The following is a 20158-nucleotide window of genomic DNA, read 5'->3' as shown; positions in this document are numbered from 1 at the left end:
CAAATAGGAGCTGAAATGAACTACCCGCTGATCTTTGACGGGCACAACGACCTTCTGCTGCAGATCCAGTCCGGGAATGTTGCCAGCGGCGAGTGCGGCTTTATGGGCTCTGGCGGCAATCATATCGACTTGTCAAAGGCGCAGTCTGGCGGATTTGCAGGCGGGTTCTTCGCGATCTTTGTCCCGGACGCAGGCAGCGCTTCCTTCATGGATGAAATGATGGCGGTCAGCTATGATCTGCCCTTGCCGCCGGCCCTGGATTGGGCCCGTTCGGCTCAGATCGCATTGGCCCAGGCAGCAATCCTGATACAGCTTGAGAAACACGGCGCGCTCAGGATCTGCCGCACCGCGGATGACATCCGCGGCGCCATGCGGGACGGCATCATGGCAGCCGTCATGCATATGGAAGGCGCCGAGGCAATTGACCCGGATTTCCACATGCTGGAGGTTTTGCACGCCGCTGGCCTGCGCTCGCTCGGTCCGGTCTGGAGCCGGCCTACAATCTATGGACACGGTGTTCCGTTCCGCTTTCCCTCCAGCCCGGATACCGGTCCCGGCTTGACAGCAGATGGCATGCGGCTGGTAAAAAAATGCAATGAACTTAAAATCCTGATCGACCTATCTCACCTGAACGAAGCCGGATTCTGGGATGTTGCCCGCCACAGCGGCCACCCCCTGGTCGCCACCCATTCCAATGCCCACGCCCTGTGTCCGCACAGCCGCAACCTGACCGACCGGCAACTGCACGCGATCCGTGAAAGCGACGGGCTGGTGGGGCTGAACTTCGCGGTCGCCTTCCTGCGAGAAGATGGCCGGATGGACGCCGACACGCCGGTCAGCCGGATGATTGAACACCTCGACTATCTCATTGCCGAGCTTGGCGAAGACAGGGTCGGCTTAGGGTCGGACTTTGACGGCGCAACCGTTCCTGAAGCAATCAGCAATGTCGCGGGACTGCCGCTGCTGCAGGAAGCGATGAAGGCGCACGGCTACGACGACACGCTAATGGCAAAGCTGTGCCACGGAAACTGGTTGCGTGTGCTGGAACGGACTTGGGCGTAACAACGCCAAGGCTAATAGCTGCTGCAAATTTTTTTGTACGGAACAAGAACGAATTGAGTTTGCGCGCATCACCTCTAGGAGAGGTCGACCAAAAAACAAAGACCTGCAGCAAGAACACACTGCAGGCCTTTGTTTTTATTGGTACCCAAGGCCGGACTCGAACCGGCACGCTGTCACCAGCGGGGGATTTTGAATCCCCTGCGTCTACCATTCCGCCACTTGGGCCACGCCCTTTTCCTAGCCAAGCTATCGGCCAAGGTCCAGAGGCAAAACGGTACTCCGCCGCTGAAAATCCTTCGCACTGCAAAATCAGCCGGCGCGCAGCTTGACGGAGCGACGCACGCATGCCACCTCCCTTGGCAAACGCTGATGAGGACGCAGGGCCAAAATGCTGAAACCGCTTTACGACCGGACGATGGCCCTGGCCGATCATCCCAAGGCGCTATGGTGCCTGGCCGTTGTCGCATTTGTCGAAAGCTCGGTTTTCCCAATCCCGCCGGACGTCCTGATGATCCCGATGATCCTGGCCCGCCCCTCACGCGCATGGCTGGTCGCACTGGTGGCTCTGATCGCCTCGGTGGCCGGCGGCGTTCTGGGGTACGCTATTGGCGCCTTCTTTTATGAAGGCATCGGCCAGCCGGTCTTGGAAGCCATGGGCAAGGGAGATGCCATGGCGGAGTTTAACACCCGCTTCAACGACTTTGGCTTTTGGGCCGTGCTGGGCGCAGGTGTCACACCGTTCCCCTACAAGGTGATCACCATCATGTCGGGCTGGACCGGGATGCCGCTTGGCACTTTCATTGCCACCTCTATCCTTGCACGCGCATTGCGTTTTTTCATCGTAGCGGGTCTTCTTTGGCAATTTGGCGCCCCGGTCCGCGATTTCATTGAACGCCGCTTGGGACTGGTGTTCACCGCATTCATGGTGATCCTGTTCGGCGGTTTCCTGATGGTGAGGTTCATCTGAACATGCACAGGTTTCTGATCGTTTTGGCCGCCGCCGGGTCCGCTGCACTTTTGCTGGGGGCGCTTGGGTTCCAGTACATTGGCGAAATGGCCCCCTGCAAACTCTGCTATTGGCAACGCTACCCCCATGCCGCTGCGGCTGGCATCGGCGTCCTTGCGCTGATCATCCCCGGCGCGCTGCTGCCGTATCTGGGTGCGCTGGCGGCGCTGGCGACCGCCGGAGTCGGCGCCTATCACACCGGGGTCGAGCGCGGCTGGTGGGAAGGCCCCTCCACCTGCACGTCCGGACCTATTGGCGGGCTGTCTCCGGATCAGCTGATGGAGCAGATCATGGCCGCGCCGCTGGTGCGCTGCGACGAGGTTCCCTGGGAAATGCTGTCGCTCTCCATGGCAAGCTGGAACGCCATCGCATCCTTCGGCCTCGCACTGTTGTGGATTGCCGCGGCCAACCACATCCGCAAACAGCGTTAAAGGTTCAGTAAGCTGCAATGCGGCCGCCAACATGCTGGCCGCATTGTAAAGACAGCGGCCTCAGGTATCTTTCTTGGTCGCCAGCAGCAGATTGGTTTCGCTGCTCACGACCCCTTCAAATGTCCGGATTTTGGCCAGGGCGGCATCCAGCGTTTCCAGCGTTTCCGTACCAAGTTCAATAATCAGATCCCAGCGCCCGTTGGTGGTATGAATAGCCCGCACTTCCGGCAGCCCCTGCAGCTGCCTGGTGATCCGGCTGGTGCCGCGGCCTTCGATCCCGATCATCATCAGCCCCCGCACCGGATCGCGCAGGACATCCTCTTTCAGAACGACAGTAAACCCCAGGATATCTCCCCGCGCCTGCAGACGTTCAATCCTTGCCCGAACGGTGGTCCGCGACAGGTTCAGCTCCAGCGCCAGATCCGAAAGCGACGCCCTGGCGTTGTGCCGCAGGGCTGACACCAGCCGCTCATCCGTTTTGTCCATACCTCACCCCGTTTTGATCAATTGCCCCTCATCATGGGCAAATTGAGTGCTGGATTCCATCACGTTTCGGAAGTTTCTAGTATTAAATCTGAATTTTTGGGAGATCAAAACAGTGACCTCGCAACATTGCATCCTGATTGGCGCGCCGGTGGACAGCGGAAAACGCAGAGCCGGCTGCCTGATGGGCCCCGACGCCTACCGCACCGCGGGCATCACCGAAGCCCTGCAAAGCCTGGGCCACACCGTCGAAGACCTTGGCAACCTGTCTCCGGACACTCACGCCAAGGACACGAACGATGGGGTGGTCTATGCCCGCAACGAAACCATTGGCTGGACCTCCCGCCTGGCGCAGGCCGCCGAAGACGCCTTAGAGTGCGGCATGCCGGTCTTCCTCGGCGGCGACCACTCGCTGTCGCTTGGATCGGTTGCCGGGGCCGCAAACCATGCCGCCAAGGCAGGCCGGCCGCTGTTTGTCCTGTGGCTTGACGCCCACACCGATTTTCACACCCCGCAGACAACAGACAGCGGCAACCTGCACGGCACTCCAGTTGGATACTTCACTGGCCGCAATGGCTTCGATGGCTTTCCTGAAGTGACCAACCCGGTGCCGCAGGAAAACGTCTGCATGATCGGCCTGCGCTCTGTCGACACGCAGGAGCGGCTGGCGCTGGAAGGCAGCAGCATCCTCACCCATGACATGCGCCATATTGACGAAAACGGTATTGCCGGGCCGCTGAACCGTTTCCTGGAGCGGGTGGCAGAGGCCAATGGTATGCTGCATGTCTCGCTGGACGTTGATTTCCTGGACCCCTCGGTGGCCCCTGCGGTCGGCACCACCGTACCCGGCGGTGCCACCGTGCGCGAGGCGCATCTGGTCTGCGAAATCCTGCATGATTCCGGCCTGATGACTTCGCTGGACCTCGTGGAACTGAACCCCTTCCTGGACGAGCGCGGCCGTACCGCGCATCTGATGGTGGACCTCTGCGCCTCAGCACTCGGCCGCCGCGTCTTTGACCGCCCGACACGGAGCTACCAGTGAGCAGCCTGCAAGCCCCCTCTGCTGTGGTGATGATCCGGCCCCACCACTTCTGCTCGAATCCGGAAACCAAGGGCGATAACGCCTTTCAAACGCTGGCAAACACCTCGGCTGAAGCAACCTCTGCCCAGGCGCTGACTGAGTTTGACGGCGCCGTGAAAACCCTGCGCGGTGCTGGCGTCACGGTGCATGTGTTCGACGACACCACCACCGAAACGCCAGACAGCGTGTTTCCGAACAACTGGTTCTCCACCCATGCCGGCGGCCACGTTGCGGTTTACCCGATGTACGCCGAAAACCGCCGCAAGGAACGCCGATGGGACGTGATCGAACTTCTGAAGCGCGACTACCGCGTGCAGGACGTGATCGACTATTCCGGCCTGGAACAGGACGGGCTGTCGCTGGAGGGCACCGGCGCCATGGTGCTCGACCACATCGGGCGGATTGCCTACACAGTGAAATCCAACCGCGCCGATCCGGTGCTGCTGGAACGGTTCTGCACCCATTTCAACTTTGAACCCATGGTGTTCGAAGCCAAAGATGACGCAGGCCGCGACGTCTATCACACCAATGTCCTGATGGGCATCGGCACCGAATACGCGCTGATCTGCCTGGACATGATCACCGATCCGGCCCGCCGCGCCGAGCTTGCCGCTCGGCTGGAGGAAACCGGGCGCCGGGTCATTGACCTGACGCCAGCGCAGATCTCCAGTTTTGCAGGCAACGCTTTGGAGCTGACAGGCCGCAAGCGCCTTTTGGCCCTGTCAGCTACTGCATTGCAAGCGCTGCGCCCTGATCAGATCGCCATCATTGAGCAGAGCGCTGAACTGCTTCCACTCACCATTCCCACAATCGAAACCGCCGGCGGGTCGGTGCGCTGCATGCTGGCAGGCATCCACCTCAGCCCCCGTGAAAGGAAAACCGCATGACACAGCCTTCGGATAAGGCCCTGGTGCCTTTTGTCAGCGTCGACAACATGATGCGCCTCGTTCATCACGTTGGCATCGAACAGATGCTGCGCGATCTTGCTGACTATGTGGAAGATGACTTCAAGCGCTGGGAACTGTTCGACAAGACCCCCCGCGTCGCCAGCCATTCCGACGTTGGTGTGATCGAGCTGATGCCAACCTCGGATGGTGAGGCCTACGGCTTCAAATATGTGAACGGCCACCCCAAGAACACTTCCGAAGGGCTGCAGACCGTCACCGCCTTCGGCCTGCTGGCGGATGTCTACACCGGCTACCCGGTGCTGCTGACCGAGATGACCATGCTGACCGCCCTGCGCACTGCTGCAACATCAGCAATGGCTGCCAAGTATCTGGCCCCCAAGGGCGCAACCACCATGGCGATGATCGGCAATGGTGCGCAGTCTGAATTCCAGACACTGGCGATGAAGGCGATCATCGGACTCAAGTCCGTGCGGCTTTATGACAAGGACGCCGCGGCGACCGAGAAATGCGCCCGCAACCTGCAGGGCCTCGGGATTGAGGTCGTCAGCTGCAAGACACCGGAAGAAGCCATTGAAGGCGCACAGATTCTCACCACCTGCACTGCCGACAAACAGTATGCCACTATCCTGACCGACAACATGGTTGGCAGCGGTGTGCATATCAACGCCATCGGCGGCGACTGCCCCGGCAAGACTGAACTGGCCGCGGGCATTCTGTCCCGCTCCGACGTCTTTGTCGAATACCCGCCGCAAACCAGGATCGAAGGCGAGATCCAGCAGATGCCGGAGGATTTCCCCGTCACCGAATTGTGGGAAGTGATTTCGGGCAAGAAACAGGGCCGTACCGGCGACCGCCAGATCACCCTGTTTGACAGCGTTGGTTTCGCGATCGAGGATTTCTCGGCGCTGCGCTACATTCGCGACCGTATCAAGGGCACCGATTACTTCATCGACCTGGACATGCTGGCGGATCCGGATGACCCGCGCGATCTGTTCGGTATGCTTCAGCGCGCCAAAAACTGAAACCAGACAAACAGAATGCAAGGCGGCCCGCCAAAATGAGGCCGCCAGCACCTTCGGCCTTTTCACCTGCCCCTATCAACTGGGCTTGCACGCAGCATTCCTGGGGATCGGAACCGCTGCTCTCCCTCAGCGGGACGCCCTTTGCAGGTGGAAAGGCCGAAACTCTCCCGAAAGGCGCAATTCCAACGTTCTCAGGCGTCCAGCTCGGTATCCCAGTACAGGAAGTCCATCCAGCTTTCGTGCAGATGGTTTGGCGGGAATTTCCGGCCCGTATTCCGCAACTCTTCTGCCCCCGGCCGCCGCGGCGGCTTGCGCAGCGACATGCCCGCCCGGTGCAGCGACTTCGATCCTTTTTTAAGGTTGCAGGGACTGCAGGCCGCAACCACGTTTTCCCAGCTGGTCACACCGCCTGCCGCACGCGGCACCACATGGTCAAACGTCAGCTCGCCCTTGCTGCCGCAGTACTGGCAGCAGAATTCGTCACGTAAAAACAAATTAAAGCGCGTGAAGGCCACGCGCTTTTGAGGTTTTACATAATCTTTCAACACCACCACAGACGGTATTCGGATCTCGGTGCTCGGACTGTGCACCACCTCGTCATACTCGGCCACAATGGCCACCCGGTCCAGCCAGGCTGCTTTCACCGCATCCTGCCAAGACCAAAGAGATAAAGGGTAATATGAAAGCGGCCGGTAATCCGCATTCAACACCAGCGCGGGGTGCTGCTTCAGCGCCCCTGGAGATCTGACAAACTCTGCCCTGAAATCGCCATCCATTTTTGAACGTCTTCCTCGCCCTGATCTTCCGTTTCCCGGAACCAGAGCGGGGAACCCGCCCCAGCCTGACTTTGACTATATATCGTGGTTGGCACCTGACAAGCCCCAATGACCCACAATATGTCGCGAGCAAGCTGCGCTGATTCCATGACGAGCGCGTGACAGTTATCCACAGGCTGGAACCGGGACAGCCTCTTGCCCTGCAGCCGCTGGACGCCTATTGCCCAGTCATGACCCGTCTGATCCGTTTCAACAAACCCTTTGACGTGCTGCCGCAGTTCACCGACCGCGGCAGTTTGGACAGCCCGCGAGCGACCCTTAGCCAGTATATCGATTGCCCCGGCGTCTATGCCGCCGGCCGTCTAGACCGCGACAGCGAAGGGCTGATGCTGCTGACGGACAATGGCCGCCTGCAATCCTGGATCACCGATCCCAAGCACAAGATGGACAAGACCTATTGGGTGCAGGTGGAGGGAATTCCCAGCGCCGAGGCGCTTGAACTGCTAGCAAATGGAGTTGAACTGAAGGACGGAAAAACCCGGCCTGCCAAGGTGCAGGTGATCCAGGAGCCGCCCGGCCTCTGGGCCCGCACGCCGCCTGTCCGGGTGCGCAAGACGGTTCCCGACAGCTGGATCGCGCTGACCATCCGCGAAGGCCGCAACCGCCAGGTGCGGCGGATGACGGCGGCAGCCGGGCACCCGACCCTTCGGCTGATCCGCTACAGCATCGGCGCCTGGACGCTGGACGGGCTGGCACCGGGCGCCTGGGAGGATCTTGAGCCGCCCCGCGTGCCCGGACCGCCCAAACCTTCCCAGAAGCCGCCGCGCAGGCCAAAAGCCGCATCACCGCGCCCGGCAAATGGTGACAGGCCCCGCCGCCGCTGATAGCCTGCGGGCATGCTGCCCCAAGCCCCTGCCCCGCAAGCCATTCTCGAAGCCGCGCTCTACGTGGATGACCTGGACGCTGCAGAGGATTTCTATGGGCGCATTCTAGGCTTGCAGCGCATTCAGAAAGCGGCAGGCCGCCATGTTTTCTTCCGATGCGGGAGTTCCGTCCTGCTGCTGTTCATTGCGGCGGAAACAGCGAAGCCTCCAGGCAATCCGCGCTTGCCGGTCCCTCCGCACGGTGCACAGGGTCCGGGGCACGTTTGTTTCGCCCAATCCCGCAGCGAGCTGCTGGAGATGCGCGACCGGCTGCACGCAGCCGGTGTCGACATTGAGGCGGAGTTTGATTGGCCGCATGGGCCCCGGTCCATTTACTTCCGGGATCCAGCTGGAAATTCAGTCGAGATTTCCGAGCCGCATTTGTGGTCGTATTAAACCGCGGCCAGACCGAAAATCCATTCAGCTGCAACCTGTTACAGGCTCAACTTGTCCCGCATGAAGGCCAAGGCGACACTCAACCCGTCCGGCGCGATGCCGTGGGCAGTGCCCTTTTGGATATGTGCAAACACATCCTGGAAACCGGCTTCCTGCAGCGCTTCGGCGGCCTCCGGCAGTGACTGCACCGGCACCACGTCGTCCTGATCGCCATGCACCAGCAGGACCGGCATCTTGGACACCGCCTCATCCTTCAGCAATTCAGGCGCCAGCAGACGGCCGGAGAAGGCCACGATTCCGGCAACCGCATCTTCGCGCCGCGGCGCCACATGCAGGCTCATCATCGTCCCTTGGCTGAAGCCAAACAGAACCACCTGCTCTGGCAGCACGTCCTCGTCGACCATCAGCGCATCCAAAAAGGCGTTCAGATCCTCGACCGCAGCCTGCATTCCGCGCATGCTTTCTTCTTCGGACGAACCGTCAATCCACGGAATCGGGAACCATTGAAAACCAAACGGCGCACCGGCGCAGGCCTCAGGCGCGTCGGGTGCGACAAACAGCGTATCCGGCAGATGTTCGCCCAGCGGATCGGCCAGCCCCAGCAGGTCCGCGCCATTGGCGCCATAGCCATGCAAGAACACCACAACGGAGCGGGTTTCACCGGAGAGCGGCTCCTTGCGGCCGGCATTCAATACACGAGTCATCGGATTCCTTCCCTGTCCTTCGCCACCCGGTAATAGGCCCACAGAATGCGCGCCGCAACCGACCGCCACGGCGACCAGGCCTCGGCGATTTGCCGCATCTCCCGCTCCTTGGGGCGTGCAGGCAACTCAAACAACATCCGCGCGGCCTCTTGCAGGGCCAGATCGCCATGGGCAAACACATCCGCACGGCCCAGCGAAAACATCGCGTAAATCTCCGCGGTCCACACACCGATGCCCGGCACCTGAACCAGCGTGGCAATTACCTCCGCATCAGGCGCATTGCGCAACGCCTTGAAATCAATACGCGCCTCAGCCAGCGCCCGGGCATAGCGCATCTTTTGGCGGCTGAGGCCAGCTGCGCGCAGATCATCGTCCGTTGCCCATAGTATCTTGCGCGGTCCTGTCAGCCTTGCTTCCTTCATCCGTTTCCAGATCGCATTCGCAGAGGCCACGCTCACCTGCTGGCTGACAATTGCACTCAGCAACTCGGCGAACCCTTCGGGCTTGCGCCGCAACGGCAGCGGACCTGTCAGTTCCAGTGCACGGGCGAACCGGCTGTCACGCGCTGCCAGCCATTCAGCACCCTCAGTAACGCAATCGCCGCATTGAATGATCCGGCCCGCGCCCGGCAGAAACTTTGGCAGATCTGACGCCACGTCACCCCCTTTGGCCGCGGCAAATGGGCCGCCTTCCAGCGTGGCAAGCGCCTTGCCCCGCACCCGGTTCACCGCTACGCATCCCATATGAGCATGACCATGACCACCCCCAGCGACGCGGTCGCCAAGAAAAACGTTGCCATCCTGGTTCTGGCCCAGGCGATCCTCGGCGCGCAGATGCCGATGATCTTTATCATTGGCGGCCTTGCGGGCCAATCGCTGGCGTCCAACCCCTGCTTTGCGACGCTGCCGATCTCGCTGATCGTGGGCGGCTCGATGCTGGCGGCCACGCCGATCTCAGCGATCATGCAGCGCTGGGGCCGCCGCGCCGGTTTCTTCACCGGCGCTGCTTTTGGCGCGCTGGGCGGCCTGGTTGGCGCTTACGGTCTGTATCTCGGCTCCTTTCCGGTCTTCCTGCTCGGCAGCCTGATGACCGGCGTCTACATGAGCGCGCATGGCTTCTACCGGTTCGCGGCGGCTGACACCGCTTCAGAAGCGTTCCGCCCCAAGGCTATTTCCTACGTGATGGCTGGAGGCCTTGCAGCTGCCCTGATCGGCCCGCAACTGGTCAAGCTGACCAGCCAAGCCTTTGTTATTCCGTTTCTTGGCACCTACCTGACGGTGATTGCCGTCAACGTGTTCGGCGCCGCGCTGTTCCTGCTTCTGGATATTCCCAAACCACCTGCCCCCAGCCAAGACAGCCCCAAGGGTCGCAGCCGTCTTGAACTGCTGAAGACGCCGGTTATCGCCGTCTCGGTCATCTGCGCAATGGTTTCCTACGCATTGATGAACCTTGTCATGACATCGACCCCGCTGGCCGTGGTAGGATGCGGCTTCACTCAGGGTAATGCCTCCGATGTGGTGATGTTCCACGTTCTGGCGATGTATGTGCCGTCCTTCTTTACCGGCCATCTGATTGCCCGTTTCGGCGTGGAAAAGATCGTTGCCGCGGGCCTGATTATTCTCGCCGGTGCTGGCGCAGTTGCACTGCAAGGTGTTGAACTGGAAAACTTCTTCATCGCGCTTGTGCTGCTTGGTCTCGGCTGGAACTTCGGGTTCATTGGCGCAACCACCATGCTGGCCGGCGCCCATGACAGCCATGAGAAAGGCCGGATGCAGGGATTGAATGACCTGCTTGTCTTTGGCGGTGTTACCATGGCGTCGCTGGCCTCGGGCGGGTTGATGAACTGCTCTGGTGGCAATCCAGTGGACGGCTGGAACGCGGTCAACATGGCCATGGCACCCTTCCTGGTGCTGGCAGGTGGAGCACTGATGTGGCTGGTGATGCGGCCCAAGGAAGTCTGACCGTTTCCGCTTGAAAGCCAGAGTAATAAAGGCGCCCAGACGGGCGCCTTTATTATTTCACCTGAGTTCTTTACCAGCGCCCGGTGACTGCCCGGAGCATCAGCCCCGACCGGCGCCGGAACTCGCTTTGGCCAAGGGCGCCCTGCGCAACCCTCTCTGGTTCACGGACGGTCTGCTTCAGAACCGCCTCAGCCTGCCATCCCGCCAGCAGAGCAGCTCCGGCAGCTTTTGAAACATCAGCTCTTCGCTCTCGCGCTTTACTCAGCTTTTCCAGCCCCTTGCGTGCCAAAGCTTGCACGCCTTCCAAGGTTCCGTCCAGCAACGGAATCCGTTTCTGCGCTTCCAGCTCAGGGATTGCCCGCAGCCAATTTGCGACACCTGCACCATAGCCGAAATCCCTGACCACAGCCTCATCCGCCTGCCCCAGTGAAGCCGCAGCCATCCACATCAGCGATCCGCTGGTCCGGTCGATATAGCAGTCGAACTCAGCCTGATCCTCAAAGGGATCCTTGTAGATGTCCCAACGCCGCGCCTCGGCCATACCGTCGATACAGGCCGCCAGTTCCGGCTTCAGCAGCTTGGAGAGCGGCGTCGCAACATAGTGGCGGCGGACCGGCTTGCCCTCTGCGATCTCCGCCCCCACATCGCGCCACCATTGCACCCGCATCTCGGCAATCATGCTTTCCTGGCTGGCCCAGGGCGCCCGCGCCAGCTCAATATTGAAGGCATACAGCGCAAACAGCAGCGGCCGCGCCTGGACCGGCGCCGCCATGGTCGACAGAAACCGGTCCGGGTCGCTCTTCTGAACCAGCTCTGCGCAGGCCGTCAGGTCGGCGTCAAACTGCATCCGCCTGCCCGGCCCCGCTGTCATGGATCAGCTTCCAGCGGATGGCGTCCAGCAGCGCCTCGAACGAGGCATCTATTATGTTTGCGCTGACCCCGACGGTGGACCAGCGATGGCCCTGGCTGTCCTCGCTGTCGATGATGACCCGGGTAACAGCCTCGGTGCCGCCCTGGGTGATCCGCACCTTGAAGTCCACCAGCCGCATGTCCTCCAGCTGCGCAGAATAGCGCCCCAGGTCCTTGCTCAACGCCCGTGCCAGCGCGTTCACCGGGCCACGGTCGCTGCCGGTCTCATCCAGCGACTCGCTGACCGACAGGCGTTTCTCGCCATCGACCTTCACCACAACCACCGCCTCTGACAGGCTGACCATGCGGTTATACTTGTTCTTGCGCCGTTCGACGGTGACCTTGTAGCGCTTCACCTCAAAGAAATCCGGCAGCTGCCCCAGTTCCTTGCGCGCCAACAGCTCAAATGAGGCCTGCGCGGTATCATAGGAATAGCCTTCAGCCTCGCGCTCCTTGATCCGTTCCAGGATCCGCGCCAGCGCCGGGTTGCCGTTCTCAACGCTCAGCCCCGCATCGGTCAGCCGTTTGCGCAGGTTCGACTGCCCGGCCTGGTTCGACATCGGGATCACCCGCGCATTGCCAACCTTGCCCGGCTCGATGTGTTCATATGTGGTGGGATCCTTGAGGATCGCGCTGGCGTGCAGACCCGCCTTATGGGCAAAGGCTGAAGCGCCCACATAGGCCGCCTGACGCACCGGAACCCGGTTAAGGATATCGTCCAGCATCCGGCTGATCCGGGTCAGCCCTGCCAGGGCATCCGAGCTCACACCGGTAGCGAAGGTGCTGGCGTAGGGTTCTTTCAGCAGCAGCGTCGGGATCAGCGCGGTCAGATTGGCGTTGCCGCAGCGCTCCCCCAAACCATTCAGCGTGCCCTGGATCTGCCGCGCCCCGGCATCAACCGCCGCGAGGGAGCACGCTACGGCATTTTCTGTGTCGTTATGGGTATGTATGCCCAGTTTCTCACCCGGAACTCCGGCCGCCACAACTGCACCGACGATCCGATGAACCTCCGCCGGAAGCGCGCCGCCATTGGTGTCGCAGAGCACAACCCAGCGTGCACCGGCCTCCAGCGCTGCACGGCAAGCCGCCAGTGCGTAGTCCGGGTTGTCCTTGTAGCCATCAAAGAAATGCTCTGCGTCAAACAGCGCCTCGCGCCCCTGTGCCACAATATGGGCCACCGAGGCGCGGATGTTCTCAAGGTTCTCCTCAAGCGTGATCCCCAGCGCATGGGTGACGTGGTAATCGTGGCTCTTGCCGACCAGACAAACCGCCTTGGTGCCTGCGTTCATCACCGCCGCTAGAACATCGTCGTTTTCCGCCGACCGCCCTATCCGCTTGGTCATGCCAAAGGCTGTCATGGTGGCGCCGGTTTGCGGCGCCTCCTCAAAGAACGCACTGTCGGTGGGGTTGGCGCCCGGCCAGCCGCCCTCGATGTAGTCGATACCCAAGGTGTCCAGCGCTGTGGCTATTTGCTTCTTTTCTGCAGTGGAAAACTGCACCCCCTGGGTCTGCTGCCCGTCCCGAAGGGTTGTGTCGTAAAGATAGAGGCGTTCTTTGGCCATCAAAGCGCCTCCAGCTTGGCGGGGTCAAAACCGGCACCCGGCACAAGTTCGACACCGGCCTTGCTCATGCGCACTTCCAGGCCAGCCGCGACAAAGGCCGCTTTCAGCTGATCAACTTCCGAGAAATCCTTGCTTTCCATAGCCTTCTGCCGCGCATCAAACAGCTGCTCTTCGTAGGCAGACAAGTCAACCGATGGGGCAGACGCCCAGGCGCCCATCTCTTCCGTCAGCAAACCCAGCATCTGCGCCGACGCCAGAAGCCCGGCAGCATCACCCGCTGCGGCCAGCTTGTGCAGCTCAGCAATAGCGCCTGCGGAATTGAGGTCATCCGCCAGCGCGTCCAGGACCGCGGCAGCAGCGCTGGACGCGGGTTCGATGCCCGCGGTCAGCGCCCGCCACTTGCGCAGCGTTGCCTCGGCTTCCTTGGCTTTCTTGTCGGTCCAGTCCATAGGCTTGCGGTAGTGGGTCTGCAGGAACACCAGCCGGATCACCTCACCCGGATACCCCTGGTCGAGCAGGTCGCGGACGGTAAAGAAGTTGCCCAGCGACTTGGACATCTTCTTGCCTTCGACCTGCAGCATCTCGTTGTGCAGCCAGTAGCGTGCAAAGCTGTCATCACCATTTGCGCAGCAGCTTTGCGCAATTTCGTTTTCGTGGTGCGGGAACATCAGGTCGTTGCCGCCGCCGTGGATGTCGAAGGTTTCGCCCAGCAGCTCATAGGACATCGCCGAGCATTCGATATGCCAGCCCGGCCGCCCGCGGCCCCAGGGGCTGTCCCAGCCCGGCAGATCATCGCTGGAGGGCTTCCACAGCACAAAGTCCATCGGATTCTTCTTGTAAGGCGCCACCTCAACCCGGGCACCGGCGATCATGTCGTCCACCGACCGGCCCGACAGTTTGCCATAAAGCTCTTTCCAGCTATCGACGGCAAACAGCACATGGCCCTCAGCAGCATAGGCATGCCCTTTGGCGATCAGATCCTCGATCATCGCCACCATCTGAGGGATGTACTGGGTTGCACGCGGCATATGGTTCGGCTCCAGCGCGCCGAGCTCGCCCATGTCGTCCAGGAACCATTGCGTCGTCTCGGCTGTGATGTCGCCAATCGGCCGTCCGCTCTCCGCCGCGCGGGCGTTTATCTTGTCGTCAACGTCGGTAAAGTTCCGGGCGTAAGTCACTTTATCTGCGCCATAAACCTCGCGCAGGAGGCGGTAGAGAACATCAAACACCACCACCGGACGGGCATTGCCCAGATGCGCCCGGTCGTAAACCGTGGGGCCGCAGACATACATCCGCACGTTTTCGGCGTCGATCGGCTCAAAGACCTCTTTCTTGCGGGTCTTCGTGTTCTGCAGCTTGATCACTCTGTCCATGGTTCCCATGCCCGGTTCCTTTCGCATGCCCAGCCATTAGCGGCAGGCACTACCCAATGCGCGCAGCGCGGGCTTAGCAACTTGTCAGGGAAATGAAAACGACAGAAACCAGCCCGCTGATATGTCAGCAGGTAATGCAGCAAATAATGGTGGTGCAATTCTGGTTCATGCAGGCTGCTTAGCACGCGCCAGAAGCGCCGCCAAGCTTTTTGGATGCCGGAAACAGCAAAGGCCGCCCGCCTGCCTTGGGTACAGTCCGGGCGGCCAGCGGCGCGGCGGAACAAGCGTGCCGCGCCGGTGTTTGTATCAGCTTAGAATTTGAAGGACGCACGCAGCGACACGGATGTCGCATCAGAACCAACACCCGAGGTTCCGAACTGATCGAAATTATGCTCCAGCACTTCACCGCCGACCTGCCACTGGTCGGTCACCTGGTAGGCTACGCCAACGCCGTAGAAGTCGCCGGTTTCGCTGCCCAGTGAGCTGTCGGCCTCGGCCACACCACCGGTCACATAGGCCAGCACCCGGCCAAAGTCATAGCCGGCCTTCAGCTTGGCGCGGGCAACCGAGTCGACGGTTGCGCCGCCGCCCAGATCCAGGTCGGTTGCGTCATAGTCCAGTTCGCCGCCCAGCACGAAACGGCCGAAATCATAATTGTAGCCGCCGTGGATACCGTATGCGGCATCATCACCCGAGGCACCGTTGCTGGCATCCGCGTCCAGCTGGCCTACCTGGCCACCCAGGTAGAAACCGGTCCAATCGCCGCCCTCATTGACCACAACCGGCGCCGGAGCCGGCGCGGGTTCGACCACCGGCTCAACCAGGTTGCCGGCAAAGGCCGCACTGCCCATTACGGTTGCGATGGCTGTCATAGCTACGAAACGAGTCATTCAGACTTCTCCTTTTGCAGTCCCGGCGCAAGCTGTGCGCCGTTGACGCTTACAAAAGGTCTTTGGCTGGCAGTTTCCAGTGCTGCTCAGCTCACAGCCCCTGAATTGGCGGTGACTGGCCTAAATCCCGTTCCAGCCCGCGCCTTTTTGCCGGAAACCGCAGGCGGAAATCTGCCAACCTATTGAAATCCCGCCCGCTTTGACTAGCGGCGATTAAGCATCCAGCCTCAAAGAACTATTAGAAACGGAAAGCAGCGCTCACAGCCAGGGTTTCGCCGCGCGGGCTGGCGCTGCCGTCTTTCGGCCCGGCCTCATGATGCAACAGCTCACCGGTCAATTGCAGCGCACGGTTCAGAGACACCCGCATCCCAAAGCCAAACAGCGATCCGTGGCGCCGGCCGCTGGATGCCTCGGCCTGAAGCCCGCCTACGGTTACAAAGCCGGTAGCCGGACCAAAGTCGTAACCTGCCTGAAGGCGCAGCTGGTGTGTTTCCTCAGCCTGCAGGGCGCGTGTCAGCGGACCGGTCTGCCCTGTTGACAGGCTGCCGCCGAAAATCAGGCCATCCGCCCCTTGTCCGTAGCCGAACTCAATGGTGCGAGCTTCTCCCCCTGATGTTCCGTGCTCCGCAAGTAAAGAGGTATTGGATTGAAGGCGGCCATATTCTTCAGCAAAGGCAGAATGGCCTTGGACAGCAGTACTGGCGAGCACTACGGCGAGCGTTTGGCAGAGTTTGGTCTTCTGAACCATCGGCATATGGCTGTGCCTTCCTGCAATGCACCATTCAGCGTGCCATCCCCCATGGCCCCAGTATCTGCATTAATGCTTAATATTTCGTTCCCTGACCCAGACTGCCAACAACTAGGCTGTGCGGAAACCGTAAAAAATGCACTCTGCATCATTAAAAATAGTGAAATTTAGTAAACTCCAACGGCGGATATCAGCGGCAAGAACGCCCGTGAAAAAAGTGTCGCAAATTTCACTCAGGTCGTTATCGTGCTAGAAACTTCGCAAACGCATGCCAAACTGCCGGAAAGTCACAGGAGACCGCATGCAGGAAGAACGCAGCCTTGTCAGCCTCATATACCGCACCATCGGTGCGGCGCGCGGGCGTGCAGCCAGGGGCCGGCCGCACTGAGTTGAATTTTCACACGTTTCAACTCACACTTCCTGAAAGGCTCCCTGAATGAACGACCAAGCCTCCTCCACCCGCGCAGCCCGCAGCGGCGGCCGCAACGCACGCCGTGCCGCCCGTGCCTCAGCCCTGCCCGAGCATCTCCGTCCAGTCCGTCCCGGCATGGAATCATCCGCGCTGAAACTGCTCAGCCAGGCAGACATGGAAAAAATCCATGAGGCCGCGCTCACCGCTCTCGAAGAAATCGGTCTGGCCGACGCCCCGCCAAGCGGCGTCGACTATTTGACCGCGGCAGGCTGCATTCTGGGGGATGACGGCCGGATCCGGTTCCCCCGCGCACTGGTTGAGGATACCATCGCCAAGGCGAACCGCTCTGTCACGCTCTTCAGCCGGGATGGCAAGACGGACTTGCAACTGTCCGGAGGCCGCGTGCACTATGGCACCGCTGGCGCTGCAGTCAGCATGGTGGACGTGAATGGCCGCGAATACCGCGACTCCACTGTCCAGGACCTCCACGATGCCGCCCGTATCTGCGATCAGCTGGACAACATCCACTTCGTGCAGCGCCCGATGGTCTGCCGCGACATTCCCGACAACCGCGAAATGGACCTGAACTCCATCTACGCTACCTGTGCCGGGACCACCAAACATGTCGGCGTTTCCTTCACTGAACCTGATTTCGTGAAGCCCGGCCTGGAGCTTTTGCACATGATTGCCGGAGGCGAGGACAAATGGCGCGAACGGCCGTTTGTGTCGAACTCCAACTGCTTCGTCGTTCCGCCGATGAAATTCGCAACCGAATCCTGCGAAGTGATGGAGGAATGCATCAAAGGCGGCATGCCGGTGCTGCTGCTTTCGGCAGGCATGGCGGGTGCTACGGCGCCGTCGAGCATTGCCGGCGCGATCACCCAGGCGGTTGCTGAATGCCTCGCCGGACTGGTTTATGTAAACGCCGTAAAGCCTGGTGCGCCAGCGATTTTCGGCACTTGGCCTTTCGGCTTGGATCTGCGCACCGGCGCGATGACTGTTGGTTCCGGCGAACAGGCCTTGCTGTCCGCTGGCTGCGCGCAGATGCACAAGTTTTACAATCTGCCTGGTGGCGCCGCTGCTGGCGCCTCGGATTCCAAATTGCCGGACATGCAGGCCGGCTGGGAACAGATGTGCTCTGCAGTTATGGCGGGCCTGTCCGGCCTCAACATGGTCTATGAAGCCGCAGGAATGCATGCCTCGCTGCTCGGCTTCTGCCTGGAATCTCTGATCCTCGACAATGATTTGCTGGGCCAGGCGCAACGCTGCGTCCGCGGCATCGAGGTGAACGACGAAACCCTGGCACTGGACCAGATGCGCGCTACCTGTCTGGGCGGACCCGGCCACTACTTGGGCACCGATCAGACCCTCAGCCGGATGCAGGTGGACTATGTCTACCCAGCCCTCGGCGACCGCACCTCCCCAAAGGAATGGGTGGAGCGCGACAAACCCGATCTGATTGCCAAGGCAACCGCGAAGAAGGAAGAAATCCTGTCGCAGCGGTCCGCCGCCCGGTTCGATGCGGAAACGGATATGGCAATCCGCCAGAAATTCAACATTCACTTGCCCGCCTGAGGCGGCACAGATCGAACTTGCAGCGGGCCGGATACTCCGGCCCGTTTTCTTTTGGAAACCGGCTGCCGGTTCCGGAAAATCCGCCCCCCATGTTTCTGAAAATTTTCTTAACTTCCACCTTGAAGGTTTCAGCCTGTCAAGTTAACCTATTGTAAATAGGCAAATAAATGCAAAGACCTGCGAGTACTCAGGCAATCTGGGCTGCAAAAACACACCTGTAAAGGCGCAATACTGGAATGCAATCCCGCAAAGCTCGCCAACTTTTGCAGAACCATCCAGGGCGCGCTTTGCAATAATGCAGTGCGACGGGTGTGGTTGGCCGCCTTAGTGATGATTTGCGTTTTTGCATGGCGAAAATCAGAAATGGTGCGCGCAGTCGCCGATACCTGCAAAGCAAAAGACATGCGTTAACTGTCCACCCGGCATCGCAGCGCAGCCAGTTTGACTATTCGAAGCTTCAAGCGGTTTTTACGTTAACCAGGCTTCTGGCGCTTCATCGGCATTCAGCCGAAAGCAGCAGCGCCTTTTTCTTTGCAGAGTTCCCGGTCCGGCTCCTGAGGGCAATATTGCAAAGCAATCTTGCATAAACGCAGCGCGAAGCGGACTCCGCGCTGCTGCTTGGCATTCAGAAAAAGGCCTGCAATCCCGTCTGAGCCCGGCCCAGGATCAGCGCGTGGACGTCATGGGTGCCCTCATAAGTGTTCACGGTCTCCAAGTTCACCATGTGGCGGATCACGTTGAACTCCAGGCTGATGCCGTTGCCGCCGTGCATGTCGCGCGCCATCCTGGCAATTTCCAGCGCTTTGCCGCAATTGTTTCGCTTGATGATCGAGATCATCTCCGGAGCGGCATTCGCCTCATCCATCAACCGGCCAACACGCAAGGACGCCTGCAGACCCAGGGTGATTTCGGTCTGCATGTTTGCCAGTTTCAGCTGGAACAGCTGTGTGTTCGCCAGCGGCCGGCCGAATTGAATGCGGTCCAACCCGTATTGACGGGCAGCGTGCCAGCAGGCCTCCGCCGCGCCCATAGCACCCCAGCTGATGCCGTAACGCGCACGGTTCAGACAGCCGAACGGCCCTTTCAGCCCTTCAACATGGGGCAGCAGCGCGTCCTCACCAACCTCAACGCCGTCCATCACGATCTCACCGGTGATCGACGCCCGCAAAGAAGCTTTGTTTTCGATTTTCGGCGCGCTGAGGCCCTTCAGGCCCTTGTCCAGCACAAAGCCGCGGATCTTGCCGCCATGGGCTTCGGACTTGGCCCAGACCACAAACACATCGGCAATCGGTGCATTGGAGATCCACATCTTGGACCCCTTAAGCCTATACCCGCCATCAATTTTTTCGGCGCGGGTTTTCATGCTTGCAGGGTCGGAGCCGGCATCCGGTTCCGTCAGGCCAAAGCAGCCGATCCACTCACCAGAGGCCAGTTTCGGCAGGTACTTCTGGCGCTGCTCCTCGCTGCCGTATGCGTAGATGGGATACATCACCAGCGAGCTTTGCACCGACATCATCGAGCGGTAGCCGCTGTCCACGCGCTCCACCTCGCGGGCCACCAGGCCATAGGACACATAACCACCGCCAAGCCCGCCGTATTCCTCTGGAATGGTGGTGCCAAGGAGGCCCATCTCGCCCATTTCGCGGAAAATCTCCGGGTCGGTTTCCTCGTTTTCATAGGCACTTAGCACACGCGGCTGAAGTTTTTCCTGAGCATAGGCACGGGCCGAGGCGGAGATCATCCGCTCATCCTCGGTCAGCTGGTCCTCCAGACGCAGGGCGTCTTCCCAGTTAAAACGGCCCAGATCCGGGGCATCCTTGGCGCGCAGGGCGGGTTTGTCGGTCATCTTGTCACCTCAGTGGTTCGCGATTTGGCCAGACCCTAACGGGAGGTGAACGGAAAAAACAGCGAGACTTTGGCAACAAAGCATGACAAA

General features: G+C 60.6%; 21 protein-coding genes and 1 tRNA gene. 10 read left to right on the top strand and 12 right to left on the bottom strand.

Annotated elements, in window-relative coordinates; all coding sequences use genetic code 11:
- The first annotated feature begins 15 nt into the window (after positions 1-15).
- On the top strand, positions 16-1062 hold the full coding sequence (locus RA25_RS07680) for a dipeptidase (RefSeq protein WP_039171160.1): 1047 nt from the start codon (positions 16-18) through the stop codon (positions 1060-1062).
- 139 nt (positions 1063-1201) lie between these two features.
- On the opposite strand, the gene RA25_RS07675 is transcribed toward RA25_RS07680, so the two are convergent.
- A tRNA-Leu gene (locus tag RA25_RS07675) sits at positions 1202-1287 on the bottom strand.
- A gap of 163 nt (positions 1288-1450) precedes the next feature.
- Between RA25_RS07675 and RA25_RS07670 the strand changes: the two genes are divergently transcribed.
- Together RA25_RS07670 and RA25_RS07665 are read left to right on the top strand one after the other, a co-directional pair.
- Positions 1451-2029: a YqaA family protein gene (locus RA25_RS07670; RefSeq protein WP_019297832.1), complete on the top strand. Its 579-nt coding sequence runs from the start codon at positions 1451-1453 to the stop codon at positions 2027-2029.
- Between the two features lie 2 nt (positions 2030-2031).
- Positions 2032-2499 (top strand): disulfide bond formation protein B, encoded by a 468-nt coding sequence (locus RA25_RS07665; protein ID WP_019297833.1) that lies wholly within the window; start codon positions 2032-2034, stop codon positions 2497-2499.
- A 60-nt stretch (positions 2500-2559) separates the two neighbouring features.
- Here RA25_RS07665 and RA25_RS07660 read toward each other — a convergent pair whose 3' ends face one another.
- The gene (locus RA25_RS07660; protein WP_019297834.1) at positions 2560-2985 is read right to left on the bottom strand and encodes an Lrp/AsnC family transcriptional regulator; all 426 of its coding nucleotides are present in this window, start codon (positions 2983-2985) and stop codon (positions 2560-2562) included.
- Positions 2986-3097: 112 nt separating this feature from the next.
- Here RA25_RS07660 and rocF point away from each other — a divergent pair, with 112 nt between their 5' ends.
- The 3 genes from rocF to RA25_RS07645 are packed head-to-tail and all read left to right on the top strand — an operon-like array spanning position 3098 to position 5993.
- The gene (gene rocF, locus RA25_RS07655) at positions 3098-4024 is read left to right on the top strand and encodes an arginase (RefSeq protein ID WP_019297835.1); all 927 of its coding nucleotides are present in this window, start codon (positions 3098-3100) and stop codon (positions 4022-4024) included.
- Positions 4021-4950 carry a citrulline utilization hydrolase CtlX gene (ctlX, locus tag RA25_RS07650; protein WP_019297836.1) on the top strand — a complete coding sequence of 310 codons (930 nt, stop codon included), beginning with the start codon at positions 4021-4023 and terminating at the stop codon, positions 4948-4950. The genes rocF and ctlX overlap by 4 nt, the downstream gene beginning before the upstream one ends.
- Positions 4947-5993: an ornithine cyclodeaminase gene (locus tag RA25_RS07645; RefSeq protein ID WP_039171158.1), complete on the top strand. Its 1047-nt coding sequence runs from the start codon at positions 4947-4949 to the stop codon at positions 5991-5993. Before ctlX ends, RA25_RS07645 begins: the two co-directional genes overlap by 4 nt.
- Positions 5994-6184: 191 nt before the next feature.
- On the opposite strand, the gene RA25_RS07640 is transcribed toward RA25_RS07645, so the two are convergent.
- Positions 6185-6769 (bottom strand): HNH endonuclease, encoded by a 585-nt coding sequence (locus tag RA25_RS07640; RefSeq protein ID WP_019297838.1) that lies wholly within the window; start codon positions 6767-6769, stop codon positions 6185-6187.
- Between the two features lie 230 nt (positions 6770-6999).
- Here RA25_RS07640 and RA25_RS07635 point away from each other — a divergent pair, with 230 nt between their 5' ends.
- Positions 7000-7653 carry a pseudouridine synthase gene (locus RA25_RS07635; protein ID WP_039145955.1) on the top strand — a complete coding sequence of 218 codons (654 nt, stop codon included), beginning with the start codon at positions 7000-7002 and terminating at the stop codon, positions 7651-7653.
- A 12-nt stretch (positions 7654-7665) separates the two neighbouring features.
- Positions 7666-8088 carry a VOC family protein gene (locus RA25_RS07630; protein WP_019297840.1) on the top strand — a complete coding sequence of 141 codons (423 nt, stop codon included), beginning with the start codon at positions 7666-7668 and terminating at the stop codon, positions 8086-8088.
- A 38-nt stretch (positions 8089-8126) separates the two neighbouring features.
- Here RA25_RS07630 and RA25_RS07625 read toward each other — a convergent pair whose 3' ends face one another.
- Positions 8127-8792 carry an alpha/beta hydrolase gene (locus RA25_RS07625; RefSeq protein ID WP_039171155.1) on the bottom strand — a complete coding sequence of 222 codons (666 nt, stop codon included), beginning with the start codon at positions 8790-8792 and terminating at the stop codon, positions 8127-8129.
- On the bottom strand, positions 8789-9535 hold the full coding sequence (locus tag RA25_RS07620) for a DNA-3-methyladenine glycosylase family protein (RefSeq protein ID WP_241477380.1): 747 nt from the start codon (positions 9533-9535) through the stop codon (positions 8789-8791). Before RA25_RS07620 ends, RA25_RS07625 begins: the two co-directional genes overlap by 4 nt.
- On the opposite strand from RA25_RS07620, the gene RA25_RS07615 reads away from it, so the two are divergent.
- Positions 9536-10753: an MFS transporter gene (locus RA25_RS07615; RefSeq protein WP_039171153.1), complete on the top strand. Its 1218-nt coding sequence runs from the start codon at positions 9536-9538 to the stop codon at positions 10751-10753.
- A gap of 70 nt (positions 10754-10823) precedes the next feature.
- On the opposite strand, the gene RA25_RS07610 is transcribed toward RA25_RS07615, so the two are convergent.
- The 5 genes from RA25_RS07610 to RA25_RS07590 all read right to left on the bottom strand — a co-directional run bounded on the left by RA25_RS07610 (position 10824) and on the right by RA25_RS07590 (position 16235).
- Positions 10824-11600 carry a squalene/phytoene synthase family protein gene (locus RA25_RS07610; protein WP_039171150.1) on the bottom strand — a complete coding sequence of 259 codons (777 nt, stop codon included), beginning with the start codon at positions 11598-11600 and terminating at the stop codon, positions 10824-10826.
- Positions 11590-13224, bottom strand: coding sequence for a citramalate synthase (gene cimA / locus RA25_RS07605; protein ID WP_039171147.1), 1635 nt, complete (start codon positions 13222-13224; stop codon positions 11590-11592). Before cimA ends, RA25_RS07610 begins: the two co-directional genes overlap by 11 nt.
- On the bottom strand, positions 13224-14606 hold the full coding sequence (gene cysS / locus RA25_RS07600; RefSeq protein WP_039171144.1) for a cysteine--tRNA ligase: 1383 nt from the start codon (positions 14604-14606) through the stop codon (positions 13224-13226). The genes cimA and cysS overlap by 1 nt, the downstream gene beginning before the upstream one ends.
- A 302-nt stretch (positions 14607-14908) precedes the next feature.
- Positions 14909-15487: an outer membrane protein gene (locus tag RA25_RS07595; protein ID WP_039145947.1), complete on the bottom strand. Its 579-nt coding sequence runs from the start codon at positions 15485-15487 to the stop codon at positions 14909-14911.
- 238 nt (positions 15488-15725) lie between these two features.
- Positions 15726-16235 carry a hypothetical protein gene (locus RA25_RS07590; protein WP_241477379.1) on the bottom strand — a complete coding sequence of 170 codons (510 nt, stop codon included), beginning with the start codon at positions 16233-16235 and terminating at the stop codon, positions 15726-15728.
- A 436-nt stretch (positions 16236-16671) separates the two neighbouring features.
- On the opposite strand from RA25_RS07590, the gene RA25_RS07585 reads away from it, so the two are divergent.
- Entirely contained in the window at positions 16672-18222 is a 1551-nt protein-coding gene (locus RA25_RS07585; protein ID WP_039145944.1) for a trimethylamine methyltransferase family protein, read from the top strand.
- A gap of 146 nt (positions 18223-18368) precedes the next feature.
- Here the strand turns inward: RA25_RS07585 and RA25_RS22630 are convergent, their stop codons facing one another.
- Positions 18369-18626 (bottom strand): hypothetical protein, encoded by a 258-nt coding sequence (locus RA25_RS22630; protein ID WP_152612171.1) that lies wholly within the window; start codon positions 18624-18626, stop codon positions 18369-18371.
- Positions 18627-18847: 221 nt separating this feature from the next.
- On the bottom strand, positions 18848-20068 hold the full coding sequence (locus tag RA25_RS07580; RefSeq protein ID WP_039145942.1) for an acyl-CoA dehydrogenase: 1221 nt from the start codon (positions 20066-20068) through the stop codon (positions 18848-18850).
- Positions 20069-20158 lie beyond the last annotated feature (90 nt).

Origin of the sequence: Leisingera sp. ANG-S5 (genome assembly GCF_000813925.1) — a bacterium.
Taxonomy (GTDB): Bacteria; Pseudomonadota; Alphaproteobacteria; order Rhodobacterales; family Rhodobacteraceae; genus Leisingera.
The sequence above is the reverse complement of the archived record's forward strand: the minus strand, read 5'-3'. Positions and strand labels throughout refer to the sequence as shown.